This window comes from uncultured Shimia sp. (assembly GCF_913054185.1).
In the GTDB taxonomy this organism is placed as follows: domain Bacteria; phylum Pseudomonadota; class Alphaproteobacteria; order Rhodobacterales; family Rhodobacteraceae; genus Shimia.
This window is the reverse complement of sequence record NZ_CAJXIV010000035.1, coordinates 16,487-34,511: the sequence shown is the minus strand read 5'-3', so window position 1 is coordinate 34,511 and position 18,025 is coordinate 16,487. Positions and strand designations below refer to the sequence as shown.

General features: G+C 56.0%; 16 protein-coding genes. 13 read left to right on the top strand and 3 right to left on the bottom strand.

Annotated elements, in window-relative coordinates; all coding sequences use genetic code 11:
- Nucleotides 1–199: 199 nt before the first annotated feature.
- The 3 genes from QZ517_RS09530 (at nucleotide 200) to QZ517_RS09520 (ending at nucleotide 2,227) form a co-directional block, all read left to right on the top strand.
- Nucleotides 200–931: a transporter substrate-binding domain-containing protein gene (locus QZ517_RS09530; protein WP_294225745.1), complete on the top strand. Its 732-nt coding sequence runs from the start codon at nucleotides 200–202 to the stop codon at nucleotides 929–931.
- 134 nt (nucleotides 932–1,065) lie between these two features.
- A complete protein-coding gene (locus tag QZ517_RS09525; protein WP_294225742.1) occupies nucleotides 1,066–1,452 on the top strand; it encodes a thermonuclease family protein in 387 nt (128 codons plus the stop codon).
- 166 nt (nucleotides 1,453–1,618) lie between these two features.
- Entirely contained in the window at nucleotides 1,619–2,227 is a 609-nt protein-coding gene (locus QZ517_RS09520) for a peroxidase-related enzyme (RefSeq protein WP_294225740.1), read from the top strand.
- A 51-nt stretch (nucleotides 2,228–2,278) separates the two neighbouring features.
- On the opposite strand, the gene bmt is transcribed toward QZ517_RS09520, so the two are convergent.
- The 3 genes from bmt to QZ517_RS09505 all read right to left on the bottom strand — a co-directional run bounded on the left by bmt (nucleotide 2,279) and on the right by QZ517_RS09505 (nucleotide 5,757).
- Nucleotides 2,279–3,298: a betaine--homocysteine S-methyltransferase gene (gene bmt / locus QZ517_RS09515; RefSeq protein WP_294225737.1), complete on the bottom strand. Its 1,020-nt coding sequence runs from the start codon at nucleotides 3,296–3,298 to the stop codon at nucleotides 2,279–2,281.
- A 94-nt stretch (nucleotides 3,299–3,392) separates the two neighbouring features.
- A complete protein-coding gene (locus tag QZ517_RS09510) occupies nucleotides 3,393–5,282 on the bottom strand; it encodes a phosphatidylglycerol lysyltransferase domain-containing protein (protein WP_294225734.1) in 1,890 nt (629 codons plus the stop codon).
- 160 nt (nucleotides 5,283–5,442) lie between these two features.
- Complete coding sequence (locus QZ517_RS09505) at nucleotides 5,443–5,757, bottom strand: DUF1476 domain-containing protein (protein ID WP_294225729.1); 315 nt, start codon at nucleotides 5,755–5,757, stop codon at nucleotides 5,443–5,445.
- A 157-nt stretch (nucleotides 5,758–5,914) separates the two neighbouring features.
- Between QZ517_RS09505 and purC the strand changes: the two genes are divergently transcribed.
- The 10 genes from purC to QZ517_RS09455 all read left to right on the top strand — a co-directional run bounded on the left by purC (nucleotide 5,915) and on the right by QZ517_RS09455 (nucleotide 18,025).
- On the top strand, nucleotides 5,915–6,670 hold the full coding sequence (gene purC, locus QZ517_RS09500) for a phosphoribosylaminoimidazolesuccinocarboxamide synthase (protein ID WP_294225726.1): 756 nt from the start codon (nucleotides 5,915–5,917) through the stop codon (nucleotides 6,668–6,670).
- A gap of 106 nt (nucleotides 6,671–6,776) precedes the next feature.
- Nucleotides 6,777–7,007, top strand: a complete 231-nt coding sequence (purS, locus tag QZ517_RS09495) for a phosphoribosylformylglycinamidine synthase subunit PurS (protein WP_054001400.1) — start codon at nucleotides 6,777–6,779, stop codon at nucleotides 7,005–7,007.
- Nucleotides 7,007–7,675, top strand: coding sequence for a phosphoribosylformylglycinamidine synthase subunit PurQ (gene purQ, locus QZ517_RS09490; protein ID WP_294225715.1), 669 nt, complete (start codon nucleotides 7,007–7,009; stop codon nucleotides 7,673–7,675). Before purS ends, purQ begins: the two co-directional genes overlap by 1 nt.
- A 36-nt stretch (nucleotides 7,676–7,711) precedes the next feature.
- The gene (locus tag QZ517_RS09485; RefSeq protein ID WP_294225714.1) at nucleotides 7,712–9,475 is read left to right on the top strand and encodes an ATP-binding protein; all 1,764 of its coding nucleotides are present in this window, start codon (nucleotides 7,712–7,714) and stop codon (nucleotides 9,473–9,475) included.
- A gap of 4 nt (nucleotides 9,476–9,479) precedes the next feature.
- A complete protein-coding gene (locus QZ517_RS09480) occupies nucleotides 9,480–10,814 on the top strand; it encodes a sigma-54 dependent transcriptional regulator (protein ID WP_294225710.1) in 1,335 nt (444 codons plus the stop codon).
- A gap of 117 nt (nucleotides 10,815–10,931) precedes the next feature.
- Complete coding sequence (locus tag QZ517_RS09475) at nucleotides 10,932–11,615, top strand: HAD family phosphatase (protein ID WP_294225708.1); 684 nt, start codon at nucleotides 10,932–10,934, stop codon at nucleotides 11,613–11,615.
- Nucleotides 11,616–12,047: 432 nt separating this feature from the next.
- On the top strand, nucleotides 12,048–15,326 hold the full coding sequence (locus QZ517_RS09470) for an Rne/Rng family ribonuclease (RefSeq protein WP_294225705.1): 3,279 nt from the start codon (nucleotides 12,048–12,050) through the stop codon (nucleotides 15,324–15,326).
- Between the two features lie 306 nt (nucleotides 15,327–15,632).
- Nucleotides 15,633–16,766 (top strand): ABC transporter substrate-binding protein, encoded by a 1,134-nt coding sequence (locus tag QZ517_RS09465; RefSeq protein WP_294225703.1) that lies wholly within the window; start codon nucleotides 15,633–15,635, stop codon nucleotides 16,764–16,766.
- Nucleotides 16,767–16,809: 43 nt separating this feature from the next.
- Nucleotides 16,810–17,106 (top strand): hypothetical protein, encoded by a 297-nt coding sequence (locus tag QZ517_RS09460; protein WP_294225696.1) that lies wholly within the window; start codon nucleotides 16,810–16,812, stop codon nucleotides 17,104–17,106.
- Between the two features lies 1 nt (nucleotide 17,107).
- Nucleotides 17,108–18,025 carry a branched-chain amino acid ABC transporter permease gene (locus tag QZ517_RS09455; protein ID WP_294225693.1) on the top strand — a complete coding sequence of 306 codons (918 nt, stop codon included), beginning with the start codon at nucleotides 17,108–17,110 and terminating at the stop codon, nucleotides 18,023–18,025.

Genomic DNA, 18,025 nt, shown 5'->3' with positions numbered 1-18,025 from the left:
GGGTGGAGAAAGCGCGGGTGCGCTATGGGCTGGCCAAGGACATGCCTGCGCTTCGGTGTGACCTGTTTGAGGTACCTTTTGAGCGCGACGGACAACTGGCGCTTTTCTGAAACTGTTTCAGCTATTGATGAAGTCAACACATTGGAAAGTTTCAGGGGCTGAAGGTGCGGGTCTGAAAAATTTCCATTGGAGATAGACTATGAAGCACTTGATAGCAGCAGCAAGCCTTGCGGTGGCTTGCGTGGCCGGTACGGCCAACGCCGAGCGCCTTGTCGTGGGCGTGGAAAATATTGAATACCTGCCGCATTACAACTGGGACGGCACAAATTACACAGGGTTTGGGGCGGATCTATTGTCGGCGTTTGCCGCAGACGAAGGGTTTGAGATTGAGTTCAAAGCGTTGCCAATCACTCGACTGATGCAGGCAGTTGTGACTGGGGATGTGGATCTGAAATACCCGGACAACGCCTATTGGTCCTCTGAGCTCAAAGATGGCCAAGGCATGGTGTATTCCGAGGTTGTCGCAGAGGCGATCGACGGGGTGATGGTGCTTCCAGACCAAGTTGGACGTCCCGTAGAAGAAGTGGAAAGGCTTGGGACAGTGCTTGGGTTTACCCCGTACTCCTGGCTTGACCGGATCAATGCCGGTGACGCGGACTTGACGGAAAATGCCAGCTTTATCGGCATGGTCCGTCAGGCACTTGTTGGACGTATTGACGGGGCTTATGCCAACCAGGACGTGGTGCGACGCGTTTTGCGTGAACTTGGCAAAGACGAAGATGCGTTGGTGTTTGATGAAAGCCTGCCGCATTCTGTGTCAAATTATCACCTGTCGTCGACCTCGCGTCCGGATGTGGTTGAGGCGTTTAACGTGTGGTTGGCTGCAAATGGCGACACTGTGGCGGCGCTGCGCGAGAAACACGCCTTTTGAGCGGGAATTCACTTTATGAAACATAGCCATAGGCGGCCTGCTGCCTATGGCCTAGTGAGCCGTGCGAGGGGTGTGACACATGCCTGAGCAAGTGGTAGAGCGGGCCCACCACTCACTCACGACAGAAGACCAACATGAAAAGATTAACTGCGGTTGCCATTTTGGTGGCCACGCCTGTTTGGGCGGATGTGCAGGTGCGCGATGCGGACACGATTGTTTTGAACGGCACGCCGGTGCGGTTCCAAGGGGTTGATGCGCCGGAACTCAAGACTCGCGCCGGCAAAGACGCCAAGCGGTGGACCGTGAATTACTTGCGCGGCAAGACGGTGTCCTGCGATTTAACCGGAGAGCGGTCCTATGACCGTTACATCGGCATTTGTTATGCAGATGGGCAGGATATTGGTGCGGCCGTGATTGCTGCAGGGCATGCCCTGGATTGTGCGCGGTATTCCGGTGGGCGGTATCGGCAATTTGAACAGGCGTCAGCGAAAAACCGGATCAAACGGGCAGGGTATTGCTGAGTGTCACAAACGTCTTTGGCGTTCCTCTGATTTGAAGCGTGTCGTGATGTCCGGTTCTTCTTCTTGATAGTTGCTTTGTTATCGATGCATGCTGCGCATATATCTTTTTGGCGCGGTGCGGACGGTTTGTGTGGCGCAGTGTGTCTCACTACCAAAGGACTTTGTGATGCCCTGGATCGATACGGTTGACTACGACGACGCCGATGGAAAACTAAAGATGCTGTATGATCGGGTGAAAGGCCCGGACAACAACGTCGACAACATCATGATGATGCACAGCCTGCGGCCCCACACGATGGAGGGGCATATGGCGATCTACAAATACGTATTGCATCACAGCGGCAACACGGTGCCCAAGTGGTTTTTGGAAACCTTAGGGGTCTGGGTCAGTTCGCTCAATGAGTGTGATTACTGCGTGGAGCATCATTTTTCCGGATTAAAACGGTTGCTGGGTGATGATGTGCGGGCGGATGGCATTCGTGCGGCCATTGAGACGCGTAACATTGAGAGTGCACCGCTGGATGACAAACAAAAGTTGGCAATGGACTATGCCCGTCAATTGACGCGAGATGCTGCTGGAATAAGCGAAAAACTGATCGTTCAGTTACGGGAAGCTGGGTTCAGCGATGGTGAGATCTTGGAGATCAATCAAGTGTCGGCCTATTTTGGCTATGCCAATCGCACGGTGTTGGGCCTGGGGTGTTCCACCAAGGGTGACATCTTGGGTCTGTCGCCCAACAACTCGGACAATCCTGACGACTGGAACCACACTTAAACATAAAGCCCGGACATGATCCGGGCTTTTGACGTATTATCTTCGGTCGACTTAGCTGCGACGGCGGCGGCCGCGACGTTCGCGGGCAGGGGCTGTCGCGTCGTCGCCAGTGCCATCGCCCGCAGAGGAAAAGCCGCCCAGTTTCTCGGCGATCAGCTCTAGGCTTGGGCGCTCGCCACGGGGGCGGGTTTCCAGCGCTTCACGCATGGCTTTGAGGTGGTTTGGCATGGTGCCACAGCAGCCGCCAATGATGGTGGCGCCACAATCACGTGCCATCACAGCGTAGTCTGCCATCAGTTCCGGTGTGCCATCATAGTGGATATGGCCATCGACGTATTTGGGGATGCCAGCGTTGCCTTTGGCGACAATCGGCGTCTCGGTGCCTTGTGCGGAGAAGCCCAGCACGGTGCGCAACAGGTCTGGCGCACCGGTGCCACAGTTGGCGCCAAAGCCCAGAGGGGTGTTGGGCAGCGCACCAACCATTTGCACCATATCGGCGGAGGTCATGCCCATCATGGTGCGACCAGCGGTGTCAAAGCTCATGGTGCCCACCCAAGGCATGTCGGCAAGGGCAAAGGCTTCAGCGGCGGCTTTGTATTCTTCAGGGGCAGAAATAGTCTCCAGCCAAAGAACGTCCGCGCCACCTTCTTTCAGGCCTTCAGCTTGTTCGTGGAACATCTCCACGGCGTCCGCGTGAGACAGGCTGCCGACAGGTTCCATGATGTCGCCGGTTGGGCCAACGGAACCCGCCACGATTACAGGGTGGCCAGCCGCATCCGCGACCTCGCGACCGATTTCCGCAGCGAGGCGGTTGAGTTCGCGCACACGGTCTTGGGCGTCGTGCAGCTTCAGGCGCGAGGCGTTGCCGCCAAACGAGTTGGTCAGGAAGATGTCAGAGCCATTGTCGACCGCGAGGCTGTAGAGCTTCTTGATGTTCTGTGGCTCATCGGCGTTCCAGAGTTCTGGCGCGTCGCCCGAGCTGAGGCCCATGTTGAACAGGTTGGTGCCGGTGGCGCCGTCGGCCATGAGCCAGTCACGGGTTTCCAAAAGCTTGGAGAGGGCGTTGGTCATCAGAAACTCCTTAAGGCGCGGGGAACCGCGTGTCAGTTGCGCAGCGATGTGCCACGAGTGGCAAGTAGGCACAACTTAATTTGATGCAAGACCATTATGAGGTGGAGGGTAGGTAAACTTCCGTGTGTGCGTTTTGCTGGCAGGTGATGGGCGTGGCTGGCGCGCTGCGCAGGTTCACGGCCCGGGTGAGATCAAGCGCGGCCAAGCCGAGCTGTGCAGGGCCTGGTGCTGCCATGAACAAGGGTTCCCAACGGGGGGCAAAACAGGCTTTGAACTGCCGTAGGCCAGCGCCGCCGGCGTGTTTGAAGTGGTAGCCGCGGATTTTGCGTTCCAGCGTGGTTTTGGCTTCCGGTAGTGCTGGGGCCGCCGCCAAAGACAACCGCGGCACGTCCGACTCTGCAGCAGCTTCGATAGCTTTTTGCACGAGGTGGTGCATAGTGCCGTCTGGCGCGTCGGGCAGCACACGCATGAGATCTAGACACCATTCATGGGAGGTTGCGTGGAAACTTACAAAACCGACAAGCTGGTCGTCTTTGAACGCGAGGAAGACCGTCTGGCAACCAACATAAAAGTCCTCAAACCGGCCCATGGTTAGACCTTTAGGAATGCCATTTCTGGCCTCCCAAGCGGTGGACACCCGCGCCATGTCACCTAGCGGCAGCATGTGGGTGTCAGGTTGGGCGACTTGAACCTCGGCCTTTTCCGCCTGGCGTAGTTTGCGGCGCAATTGGCGATAGGTGGAGCCTGATGTCTTGTGCTTGGCAGGCGTCAGCACCGCTTCGTCGGAGATGTGCACCACGGCCCAGCCGGCCTTGCGGGTATTTACAGCCTGGCGCGCGGAGATTTTGTATTTGCAGGCGATACGGTTTTGCGCGCGGGCGGCGTTTTTCAGCGGGCGGGCCATGGCGTGGGCGTCGCCCTCGATTGGGTCAAACAGGGCCACCAACGTTTGGCCAATGCGCACCGCACCGTAGCGGCCAGCGTCACAAGACAGGAGTGCACCGCCGTTTTGGCGGATCACACCCAACTCTGCGCGGCTGACTGTTGTAAGAGGCGCGTTGTCATAAGCCTCGTATGCGCGGTTTTGGCGTGGTGAGCGGGACGGGCGCGGACGCGCGAGATGGCGCAAGAGAATCAAACCGGCCATCAGTGCAGGCACGGCATAGTAAATGGCGCGGAAGGCCAATACGCCCGCCAGCAAGGAAGATTCTGGTTGGCTTGGCAGCATTGCCAACAAAGTCAGTTCGAAGGGGCCTACACCACCTGGCGTGCCGGAGAAAATGGCAGCGCCGAGCGCAATCAAGAAAACCGGCAGCAAGACAGCGAAAGAGAGCGACAGATCAGGGGGCAGCAGCACATAGAGGGCCAGAGCCGCAAAGATGGTGTCGATCAGGCATAGCGTCAGCAGCGCGGCCATGGCGGGCAGAGTTGGCAAGCTCAGGCGGCCTCCGTGGCGCGGTAGCACCGGAAAGACAAAGGCCAAAACAACAACAAGGAAGGCAACGATCAGAATGACAGGGGGCAAAAATGCGGGCACGTGCGGCGTTGGTAGGACGATCGCAGCCAGTGCAATTGTGACGGCCATGGCAGCCAGGAAAGTCACTGTGACAAAGGCGGTTATGCGGGTCGCGTCCTTGAGCGACAGATCTGGCATCATGCGCCAGCGCACGAAGGTCCCCACAACGACGCCGGCGCCAAGAGTTTGACCCAGTCCAATGGCCGTGGCGCCCACGGTCATGGCTTCAGATGTGCTGCGGTGCATTTGAAAATGACGCTGAGCAATCACGTCATAGCGGGACACGGCAAGGAAACTGATGGCGGAAAAGAAAAGGGCCAAGCCCCATTGCCATGGTGCAGCAGCGATGACTGAGGCCCAAAGAGCGCCATAGTCAATATCGTCTGCTTGTTCTGACAGCAGCCAGATGCAAGCTGCGCCAAATCCAAACGGCCAAACACGTCGCAGAAAGGTCTGCACGGTCTTCATTTTTGATGTCTGCAAGGTTCCCGCCCCAATTCGTTACCTGTCCCAAGTGACCCAAATCGCTATCGGATGCGTGGTTTCGGCCGCCTTAACAAAGACAATTGGAGCTAAAAAACGCGCAGGCCGGAGCCCGCGCGCTGTGTCTTCACTGTGTTGAAATGGATTAGATTTCGCTTGCCAGCTCTTCTTTGGCGGCAGCAAGGCTTTCACGGCGCTTTGCGCGAATGGTCGCTTCGTCGGATTTGCTACCTAGATCGGCAACCACTTTGCGAATGACATCGTCGTGGCCAGCTTCTTCAAAATCGGCTGAGATCACGGTCATGGCGTAGTCTTCAGCGGCTGCCCCGGCTTTACCCAGCAGATCAGCAGCCCAAAGACCCAGTTTTTTATTGGCGCGCGCTTCGGCTTTGAATTTCACTTCTTCATCATGCGCAAACTTGGCTTCGAAGGCGGCTTCACGATCGTCAAATGTATTCATTTTTGGGTCTCCTTCAGGATCCTAGTATGACTTAGTTTAAATATGAGCATCCAAACGCATTGTCGCAAGAGGAAGCGGCGTGCTTGCGACAACGCTGTCCATCCAGTAAGAGGGCGATCAAATTCGGGACTCATCCCGAAAGAGAAGGAATGAAGCCATGGCCCGCGGCAAAAAAATCTATGAAGGCAAAGCTAAGATTCTGTTTGAAGGCCCTGAGCCAGGCACCATTGTCCAATACTTCAAAGACGACGCCACCGCATTTAACGCGGAAAAGAAAGACGTGATTGACGGCAAGGGCGTGTTGAACAACCGCCTGAGTGAGTACTTCATGACCGGGCTTACACAAGTTGGTGTGCCAACCCACTTTCTGAAGCGCATGAATATGCGCGAGCAGTTGGTGCGCAACTGTGAGATCATTCCACTTGAAATCATCGTGCGCAACTTTGCCGCTGGCACAATGAGCAAACGCTTGGGTATTGAAGAAGGCACTCAGTTGCCGCGCCCGATTGTGGAATACTGCTACAAAGATGACAGTCTGGGTGATCCGCTTGTATCTGAAGAGCATATCGCTGCGTTTGGCTGGGCCAGCCAGCAGGATATGGATGACATTCTGGGATTGGCGCTGCGTGTAAACGATTGGCTGAGCGGCGTGATGTTTGGCGTCGGCATCCGTCTGATTGATTTCAAGATCGAGATTGGTCGTGTTTATGACGGTGATTTTCAGCGTTTGGTTGTGGCTGACGAGATCAGCCCGGACAGCTGCCGTCTTTGGGATATTGAAACTGGTCGGAAGCTCGACAAAGACGTGTTCCGGCGTGATCTTGGCAGCCTGACCGATGCCTATGCCGAAGTGGCGCGCCGGCTTGGTGTGCTGCCAAAAGGCACCGGACCCAAGCCAACGCTTGTAAGCTGATCCTGACCTAAGCCACTTGCGCCCAGTTAAAGGCGCAACTGGAAAGACTATTTTTGGTAAGAAAAGCGGGACAGTCCCGCCACATGCCCAATTGGAGAGAGACCAAATGAAAGCCCGCGTATATGTCATGCTGAAGAACGGCGTTCTGGACCCACAAGGTGAGGCCGTGCGTCATGCGCTTGGCAGCCTTGGTTTTGATGGTGTGGAAGGTGTGCGTCAGGGCAAGGTGATCGAGCTGGATCTGGCAGAAGGCTCTACTGAAGCCACCGTGACCGAGATGTGTGAGAAGCTGCTCGCCAACACCGTGATCGAAAGCTATCGGGTGGAGATGGGCTGATGAAAGCTGCGGTCATTGTTTTTCCGGGCTCCAACTGTGACCGCGATCTTGCGGTGGCATTTGAGCAGGCCGGAGCGGATGTCACCATGGTGTGGCACAAAGATACAGCCCTTCCGGAAGGCATCGACATGGTCGGCGTGCCGGGTGGGTTCAGCTTTGGCGATTACCTACGCTGTGGTGCGATTGCGGCAAATTCTCCAATTTGTCAGTCTCTTATCAAGCACGCCGAACGTGGCGGCTATGCGCTGGGTGTCTGCAACGGCTTTCAGATCTTGACGGAAACCGGACTGTTGCCTGGGGCGTTGCGCCGCAATGCTGGGCTGAAGTACATCTGTCGTACGGTAGGTCTGGAAGTGGCCAGTGCGGACACGGCGTTTACGTCTGGATACAGCAAAGGCGACGTTGTGAACGTGCCGATTGCGCACCACGACGGCAACTACTTTGTGACCGACGAGAAGCTGGCTCAGCTGCGTGACGAAGACCGGATTGCGTTCACCTATACCGACAATCCAAACGGGTCGGTTGCGGACATCGCTGGTGTGGTCAGCAAGAACCGACGTGTGCTTGGTATGATGCCTCACCCAGAGCGGGCGGCGGATACTGGCCATGGTGGTACCGATGGGGTGGCAATGTTCCGCGCGTTGATGGATCAGTTCGCCACAGCATGACTTGAGGGTGTTGGCGCGTAAGCGTACTGTTCCTGCATGACGCAAAACGCTTCTGACACCTCTGAAAAACTGCGCCCGGCGACAACAAGCTGGCGGGCGCGTTTGACTTTGGCTTTGTTGGTCGTGGTCGCAGGGGTGACGATCTGGGTCACCAACAGTTTCCTGACAGATCGGTTTACGGCAAATACGCGCAATCGGGCAGAGCTTCGGCTGGCGCTGTATTCCGGCAACTTGTTGAGTGAGTTGCGCCGCAGTGCGATTGTGCCGCAGTTGTTGGCCAAAGACCCTGAGTTGATTGGGGCGTTGGATTCCCAAGACTTCTCCAGCTCAACTGCGCGGCTGATCAGCTTTGTGGATGAGATCGGCGCGGCGTCGTTGTTGTTGCTGGATGAGACCGGGCGCACGGTGGCTGCGACAGATCGCACAAGACTTGGCACGATGTATCGGGAACAAGAGTTCTTTATCAATGCGTTACGGTCCAATGTTACACTATTTACAGCGGCCAGAGATGAGACCGGATCGTATCGGTTTATCTATTCCAGGCGGTTGGAAAGTGGCGGTGCCACGCTTGGCGTGATCGCTGTAGAAGTGGATTTGCACAAGTTTGAGCGGGCCTGGGCCGGGATTTCAGATGCGGTCCTGGTGACCAACAGTGAAGGCACAATTATTCTGAGCAGCGAGCCGCGCTGGCGCGGTTTGACTGAGGCTGAAGCGCTGTCGCGACAGCCTGCATTGGGCGCGATTGAGCGGGCGATAAAGGTGACGGCGGACTGGGCGCAGGATCCGGCGGATGCGTATTTGCGCGGCGAAGCGGTAATGCGCATGGGCGCGCGCATACCGTTCCGAGGCTGGCAGATGACCAGTTTCACAAGTTACGCCGGTGTGCGCGAGAAGGTGAACGCGGTCCTGGCGCTGGAAATCATGGGGTTCGCGATCCTGTTGGCGCTTGGATTTTACGTCCTTGGGCGCAAAAGCGCTTTGCGCATGGCGCTGTTTCAGCGGGAGAGCGTGGAGTTGCGAGGATTGAACTTGCGTCTTCAGCGGGAAATCGCCGAACGCGAACGCATGCAGCAGAGCCTTGAAGTGGCGGAACAGAGCTTGGCGCAGAGTTCGAAATTGGCTGCGTTGGGGGAGATGTCTGCAGCGGTGAGTCATGAACTGAACCAACCCTTGGCGGCGATGAAGACTTATCTTGCGGGTGCCCAGCTCTTGGTGAAGCGCAATCGGCCGGACGAAGCCCTGACGTCGTTTCAGCGGATTGACGATCTGATCGAGCGTATGGGCGCGATCACCAAGCAGCTTAAATCATATGCCCGCAAAGGTGGCGATGAGTTCCATGTGGTGGAAATGAGCGATGCGGTGGCCTCGGCTTTGTCTATGATGGAGCCGCAATTGCGCCAGCGACAGGTGCGCATAAGCAAGATTGTGCCGACGGATCCGGTGCGGGTGATGGGCGATCGGGTGCGCATTGAGCAGGTGATGATCAACTTGCTCCGTAATGCGCTGGACGCAACCGAGTCTGTGGCCGATCCGGAGATCGAAATCCTTTTGGCAGCAGGGGAAACGGCCACTTTAACGGTGCGCGACAACGGCCCTGGGATCGAGGATTTGAACAACCTTTTTGAGCCGTTTTTCACCACCAAACAGCCTGGCGAAGGGGTTGGTTTGGGCCTGGCGATCAGCTCTGGCATCGTCAGTGACCTTGGCGGACGGCTCACGGCACGAAATGGAGACGGGCAGGGGGCTGTATTTGAAGTTCAACTGCCTATCTTGAATGAAGATATTGAAGCAGCGGAGTAAATTCGTGGCACAAAGCATGAAGATCGCAATCGTCGATGACGAGCAGGACATGCGGCAGTCGATCAGCCAATGGCTGGCACTGTCGGGCTATGACACAGAAACATTTCCAAGCGCAGAAGACGCGCTGAAGGCGCTTGGCGCGGAGTATCCGGGAATCGTGATTTCCGATATCAAGATGCCTGGCATGGATGGGATGCAGTTCCTGAAAAAGCTGATGGGCGCGGACAGTTCGCTTCCGGTGATTATGATCACCGGACATGGCGACGTGCCGATGGCCGTGGAGGCGATGCGCGTGGGTGCGTATGATTTCTTGGAGAAGCCGTTTAATCCAGACCGCATGACCCAACTGGCCAAAAAGGCGACCAATGCGCGGCGCTTGACCCTGGATGCGCGCGCGCTACGTCGGGAACTGTCAGACGGCGACCAGATAATGAATAAGCTGATTGGGGCGAGTCCGATAATGGCGCGTCTCAAAGAGGATATTCTCGATTTGGGGCAAGCTGACGGTCATGTGCTGATCGATGGTGAAACCGGAACTGGTAAAACGCTGGTAGCGCATGCGTTGCACGCGGTTGGCAGCCGGGCAGGCAAGAAATTTGTGCTGGTCAGCTGTGGGGCCTTTGAAGAAGAAGCACTGGCCAAACGGTTGTTTGGGCCAATGAACCCCGAAGACTCTCAATTGCCTGCCATCGAAGAAGCGCGCGGCGGGACATTGGTGCTCGAAGACATTGAGAGCTTGAGCGATGCGCTGCAAGCCAAGCTACTGAATGTGATCAACGAGCAAGGTACGCCAGCGGAGACGCGCATTGTTGCGATCTCCAACATGCAGGAACAGGACCGGACCTGCGAAGATGCGTTGCGCTCTGATCTGTTTTATCGGTTGGCTGCGTTGCGGATTACTGTTCCGCCCCTGCGCCAACGGGGCGAAGACATACTTACGCTGTTTACGCGCCTTTCAGAACAATTCAGCGAAGAGTATGGCTGTGACGCTCCAAAGGTGAGTGCGCAAGAGGCTGCGCAGTTGTTGCAGGCTCCGTGGCCGGGCAACGTGCGTCAGCTTATCAATCTGGCGGAGCGTGCAGTGCTGCAGAGCCGTCGCAGTGAGGGCACAATTGCGTCGCTGTTGATGAGCGACCACGAAGAGATGCAGCCTGTGGTGACCACCGAAGGCAAACCACTAAAAGAATATGTGGAAGCATTTGAACGCATGCTGATCGACAACACGATGCGGCGGCATCGTGGGTCCATCGCTGGTGTGATGGAAGAGCTGTGCCTGCCACGTCGGACGCTCAACGAGAAGATGGCCAAATACGGCTTGCAGCGGGCAGACTACCTCTGATTTCTAACCGATAGACAACATGAGCGCCGCAAGCTTTCGATAGGCTTGCGGCGCTTTTTGTTTGGTGACAGGGTGTGGCAGCGTTGGCGCTAACGGAAATTTGTGGAGTACCCTGTGATGGCATTGTTAAAGACACCAGCTGCGTATTTGTTTGATATGGATGGCTTGCTACTGGACACGGAGCGGATGTTTTTAGAGGCGTTTTTAACGCTGACAGACGATCTGGGGATTGCCACTGAAGAGGCGAAGGCTTTTTTTGGCGGTTTGGTCGGCACGTCGAGCAAGGTCACAACAAAGCGGTTGCATGAATTTTTACCTCACCAAACCGATGTAGCGGAGTTTGATCAGCGCTGGCGTTTGTTACATCAAGACAATGTTGTACATGGCGTGCCGACAAAACCGTATGCGATTGAGGTGTTGCAGGCGATCCAAGATGCCAAGGTGCCCATGGCGGTTGTGACCTCCACCCACGGACCTTCCGCTCAGCATCACTTACAGAAAGCCGGCATCTTGCCGTTCTTTGAAACGGTGTGTACCGGTGATGAAGTTGTCGCTAATAAGCCAGATCCTGAACCGTATCTAGAAGGTTCGCGCCGGCTGGGCGTGGACCCTGCGCATTGCGTGGCGTTTGAAGACAGTGATTTTGGGACCACTGCAGCTGTGCGGGCTGGGTGTTTGACGGTGCAAATTCCGGACCTGCGGCCGCCAAATACGCCATTGCCGGATCTCGGTCAGATTGTTGCCCGGGATTTGCGCCATGGTGCTGTGCAGATTGGGCTTTTTGAGGATGCGTTAACCTAACCCACGTATCCGTCAGACGATTCCCCATTGTGTTTTCCACAGGAGTGGTTTTATGTGGGGGAACGGATGGCGCAGAGTTTGCGCACCGTATGAGTTTCGCTGAGTATTGCGTTTCAGTTGGCCCACAGGACCCCGAGGGGCAGAGGGCCGGGCGGGATGCTCAGACCGATTGGGTTCATGAGAATGAACCAGTAGAGACGCCCGCACCGCCACGGCGGAGGGCTTAGAACAGGCGCAGGCTCGGGACCACCGAATGCCGCGTCGGAGAAGAAACGCGATGAAGCGCGCGATTTATTTGAGAGACCGAGCAGGGACCGCAAGCGGCCCCATCGGCGGCGCGCATCCCCTCGCTCAAACAAGACACCCCCAAAAAGTTCACCGACCCGATCCCCCGGGAGGGGCGCGGCGCTTGCGCGGGTGCAAACGGATAACATGGCTAAGAAAATGCTCATCGATGCCACCCACGCGGAAGAGACCCGCGTTGTGGTGGTGGACGGAAACAAGGTTGAGGAGTTCGACTTTGAATCTGAAAACAAACGGCAACTCGCCGGCAATATTTATCTCGCAAAAGTAACACGGGTTGAGCCGTCGCTTCAGGCGGCTTTTGTGGACTATGGCGGAAACCGTCATGGCTTCCTCGCGTTTTCCGAGATCCACCCGGATTACTATCAGATCCCTGTTGCGGATCGGGAGGCGCTTCTGGAAGAAGAGCGCGCGTATGCGGAGTCTTTGAAGGCCCGTGACGAGGAAGAAGAAAAACCAAAATCCCGGTCTCGCCGATCTCGCTCCCGTAAGAAGAAGCCTGAAGATCAGGTAGCCGTAGATGCCGCTGAAACTGAGACATCAGAGGCTGTGGCGGAAACGTCTGCGGCCGAGATTTCTGGTATGGAAACCATTGATCTGGTGGAAGATGCTGGCAGCACGGACGAAGGTCGATCGCCAATGGAACTGGTGGAAGAGACCCCAGTTGAGGAACCTGTTGAAGGCGAAACGGCTGACGCTGATGAGGCAGTTGAAGACACGCCTGAACCTGAGGTCGTTGCTGAAGTAGAAGAGGCTGCATCTGAGGAAGGTGTCGCGGAGACACCAGTCGCTAAGGACACTGCTGACGGGGCGAGCGAAGATACCGCACCAGAAGCCGAAAACGCTCAAGAAGACGATGCGGATGAGTCTACCGACGAAGACAAAAAAGACGACGGCCCTAAGACCATCGCAGCCAACACCGAAGGCGAAGATGCCGTGGTCAGCAAAGACCCAGAGACCGGCGAAGAAACCGAAACTGAGGCCAGCGCTGCACCAGAAGAAGGCACTTCTGTTGAAGAAACGGCTTCTGAGGAAACCCCTGTTGCAGCTGAAGACGCGACAGTTGAAGTCGACGTCGCAGTTGAAGCTCAAGAGGCACCGGCCGAAGAAGGTTCTGCTGAAAGCGCTGAAGACGTGACTTCTGAAGACCAGGCTGAAGCAGAAGTAGCGCAAGCACCAAGCGAAGACGCAACGCCGGAGACAGTGGTTGCGGATGATGTTGTCGTGGAAGAAGAGACCACCTCAACCGAAGAAAAAGAGACCGAAGTCGCAGAAGCTGCTGAGGCCGACAACGCCGCTTCTGAAGCGGACTCGTCGTCTGATGATGAAGAGAACGGCAAAAAATCAAACCGCCGTCGCTCCCGTCGTCGGGGCAAACGCTCGGATGCGTCTGAAAAAGACGAAAGCATCGAATCCGTCGCGGATGAGGACGATATCGAGGACATCCGCCCACCTCGTAAGCCGCGCGCCCGTCGCTACAAGATTCAAGAAGTGGTAAAAGTGCGCCAAATCCTGTTGGTGCAAGTGGTAAAAGAAGAGCGCGGCAACAAAGGCGCGGCGCTCACCACGTACCTGTCTTTGGCCGGTCGCTATTGCGTGTTGATGCCAAACACCGCGCGTGGCGGTGGTATCTCCCGCAAAATCACCAATGCGGTCGATCGTAAGAAGCTCAAAGAGATTTCAAGTGAGATCGATGTGCCGCAAGGCGCGGGTCTGATCGTGCGTACAGCTGGCGCAAAGCGGACAAAATCCGAGATCAAGCGAGACTACGAATATCTACAGCGTTTGTGGGAGCAGATCCGCGAACTGACGCTGAAGTCGATTGCACCTGCGAAGATCTATGAGGAAGGCGATCTGATCAAACGTTCGATCCGCGACTTGTATTCGCGTGAGATCGACGAAGTTTTGGTAGAAGGCGAGCGCGGCTATCGCATCGCCAAGGACTTCATGAAAATGATCATGCCGTCCCACGCCAAAAACGTGAAGCGCTATCAGGACTCACTGCCGCTGTTTGCCCGCTACCAGGTGGAAAGCTACCTGTCCGGCATGTTCAATCCGACGGTTCAGTTGAAATCCGGTGGATACATTGTGATTGGCGTGACCGAAGCGCTGGTGGCGATTGACGTGAACTCCGGTCGGGCCACCAAAGAAGGTTCGATTGAAGAAACCGCTCTAAAGACCAACCTTGAAGCCGCTGAAGAAGTGGCGCGTCAGTTGCGCCTGCGTGACCTGGCCGGTCTGATCGTGATCGATTTCATCGATATGGATGAGCGCAAGAACAACACTGCCGTTGAAAAACGGATGAAGGACAAGTTGAAGACGGATCGTGCCCGCATTCAGGTGGGTCGGATTTCCGGCTTTGGCCTGATGGAAATGAGCCGTCAGCGCCTGCGCCCCGGCATGATTGAAGCAACGACACAGCCATGTGCACATTGTCATGGCACGGGCCTGATCCGATCGGACGACAACCTTGCGCTGTCAATCTTGCGCGAGATTGAAGAAGAAGGCACCCGTGGTCGATCACGTGAGGTGCTGGTGAAAGCACCCGTTGCGATTGTGAACTATCTGATGAACCACAAGCGCGAGCACGTGGCACAGATTGAAGCGCGCTATGGCTTGTCTGTTCGGATTGAAGCGGATCCACATCTGGTGTCACCGAACTTCGACATCGAGAAGTTCAAGACAGCAACCCGCGTGGTGCCTGAAGTTGAGGCGACTGTGGTGTCCGGCGATATCTCGATCATGGATGCGATTGACGACGCCGAAGTGGAAGACGCGGAAGTGATTTCCGAAGAAAGCGTCGTTGAAGACAAACCTGCTGAAGACGAAGGTGAGGATAAGCCGAAGAAACGCCGTCGTCGTCGTCGCCGTCGTCGTGGCAACGGCGAAGGTGAAGGTGAAGACAGTGCCGACGGGGAGACAAAACCTGAGAGCGAAGCTGCATCCGAGCAATCTGAAAGTGGCGACGCGTCCGAGGGTGGCTCTGAGTCCCCTGCGGAAGAGACACCCGAAGGTGACGAAAAACCAAAGAAACGCAGCCGTAGCCGACGCAGCCGGTCCCGTGGCAAAAAAGCAGAACCCGCGAGCGAAGAAACCGCTGCGGAGGATGTGACGCCAGAAGACGTCAATGCCGAATCTGAGGCTCAGCCGTCTGAAGCAGTGGCACCACAGGCGACCCAAGACGCGCCGGTTGAAGTGACAGCCGAGCCAGAGACTGCGGAAGCTTCCGTTGAGGTGGCCCCTGAGGGCGTCGTTGAGACTTCGGAACCTGTTGAGGCTCCTGTCGAAACGGCTGACGTCAGCAGTGAGCCTGAGGTGGTGGAAGCGCAGCCGGAGCCGGCTATGGAGCCGGAACAACCGGCAGCGCCACCGAAGCCGAAGCGACGTGGCTGGTGGTCACGCGGTTAGTAATTTGAAAAACGCCGGGGCTTTCCCCGGCGTTTTTTGTTTATGACGCGACCGAATTGGTCGTTTTTTGGGGTGAGGTACTCTGAACCAAAACCCGCTAAAGATTAGTGTGACCGCAGAAATATCAAAATCTCAGCTGAACTGGTACTTTAATTACGATTGGCAATGGGCTGAAAAGGTACGGAAAAATACCTTTTAGGCTTGAAGGTATTTTAAGCTTAAAAAAAATTGCTTCAGCTTATTGACGGACGGCCCTCAGAACGCCCAAGGTTCATCTTGAAAAACAGTGAACCAGGGAGCGACAAAATGAAGTTGCGAAGTGCGGCATTGGCTGCGGCGATGGCATTGGCAGGCGCAACAGCGCAAGCAGATGTGAAAGTTGGAATGATCACCACATTGTCGGGTGGCGGTGCAGGTCTCGGGATTGACGTGCGAGACGGCTTTATGCTGGCTGTGCAGCAGGCCGGACGCGATGACCTTGAAGTGGTCATCGAGGATGATCAGCGCAAACCTGACATTGCGGTTCAATTGGCAGACAAAATGATTCAGTCTGAAAAGGTTGATATTTTGACCGGTATCATCTGGTCCAACCTCGCGATGGCAGTGGTGCCCGCCGCAACGGCGCAAGGCAAGTTCTACTTGTCCCCCAACGCCGGCCCATCACCGCTTGCAGGCAAAGGCTGCCATGAGAACTACTTCAACGTTGCATGGCAGAACGACAATCTGCACGAGGCGGCAGGTGCCTATGCCAACGACACGGGCTTTAAAAACAGCTTCATTTTGGCTCCAAACTATCCGGCCGGTAAGGACGCGCTGACCGGTTACAAACGCTTCTTTGAGGGTGAACTTTCTGGTGAGCTTTATACAAAGCTGGGTCAGACTGACTATGCCGCTGAGATTGCGCAGATCCGCGCATCCGGTGCGGATAGCGTGTATTTCTTCTTGCCAGGCGGTATGGGGATTTCGTTCCTGAAACAATATGCCGCAAGTGGCGTGGACCTGCCTCTGGTTGGACCAGCTTTCAGCTTTGACCAGGGCATTTTGCAAGCTGTAGGCGATGCGGCGATGGGTGTGAAAAACACCAGCCAGTGGAACAAAGACATCGACAACGCCACCAACGCGGCGTTTGTGGACACGTTCCAAGCTGAATATGGCCGTTTGCCTTCGCTTTACGCAAGCCAGGGTTTTGACACCGCGAACCTGCTGATTTCTGCGATGGGCAAGGCGGATGTGGCCGATGCGGATGCTTTCCGTGCAGCGCTGAAAGCAGCGGAGTTTGCCTCAGTGCGGGGCGACTTTGCCTTTGGCGCCAACCACCACCCGGTGCAGGACATCTACGTGCGTGAGGTGATCAAAGAGGGTGATGTATACACCAACAAGATCATTGCGACCGGCCTGACCAACCATGCGGATGCCTATGCGGCTGACTGCAAGATGTAAAGGACTGTGGGGCGGGTGAACCTTTCCCGCCCCTTATCCGAAAATGACATATTCCAAAAATTTGGTTCTAGAACTCCCGCTGTCTGCGGACGCGGATTTGCGGGCTTTTGTACAGAAAGCAATCGCGGATCAGGTCGAATTGATTGCCGTGTCGGGGATCGGAGCCGAAGAAGTGGAAGATGAATTGGACCACTGGATCGTGTTTCTAGCCAAGTCAGAGGCGGACTGGATCGTGACCACAGCGCACGCGCCTGAGACTGTTTTGGAAACCTTAGAAACCGCGTTGGACTTTGCAAAATCTTGGTCTGGACGCGATTATGCAGACATCGTGAAACTCTGATATGACAATACTACTTTTCATAGAGCAGATGCTAAACGGACTACAGTTTGGCGTGATGCTGTTTTTGATGAGCGCCGGTTTGACGCTGGTCTTTGGCGTTATGGGGCTGATCAATTTGGCGCATGGGTCGTTGTATATGGTTGGTGCTTTTGCAGCGGCGGCCGTGGCTGCAGCAACCGGGTCCTTTGTGCTGGCTTTGATGGCCTCTTTGGCTGCTGCGGCCTTGGCGGGAGCGCTTATTGAGCTGACGGTTATCCGGCGGCTTTATGATCGGGACCACCTGGATCAAGTCTTGGCGACATTTGCGCTTATTCTGATTTTCTCTGAAGGCACGCGCTGGATGTTTGGATCGTTCCCTCTGTTCTTGGACGTCCCAAAGGTGCTGGCGGGTCCAGTGACCTTGCCAGGTGGCATTCAATACCCAGCTTACCGGCTGTCAATCATTGTAATCGGGCTGGTTGTAGCCGCGGGTATGTTTGCCTTAATCAACCGCACACGTGTGGGCATCCGAATTCGTGCTGGTGAAGCCGATCGGGAGATGATTGCAGCTTTGGGCGTGGATATCGCGAAGCTTTATACGTTTGTTTTTGCTCTTGGGGCTGCGCTGGCCGGATTTGCCGGAGCGTTGGTCGGCGCCATTCAATCCGTGCAGGTGGGCATGGGAGAACCCGTGCTGATCCTTGCGTTTGTGGTCATTGTGATCGGCGGCATTGGCTCGATCAAAGGCGCTTTTGTTGGTGCACTTTTGGTTGGCTTCACGGACACACTGGGGCGCATTTTGTTGCCGCAGATTTTTGCACTGTTTTTGGAGCCGTCAGCGGCGGTGTCAGTCGGCTCAGCGTTGGCGTCGATGTTGATTTACATCCTGATGGCCGGCGTTCTGGTGTTCCGCCCGCGCGGACTATATGGGGTGGCCTAA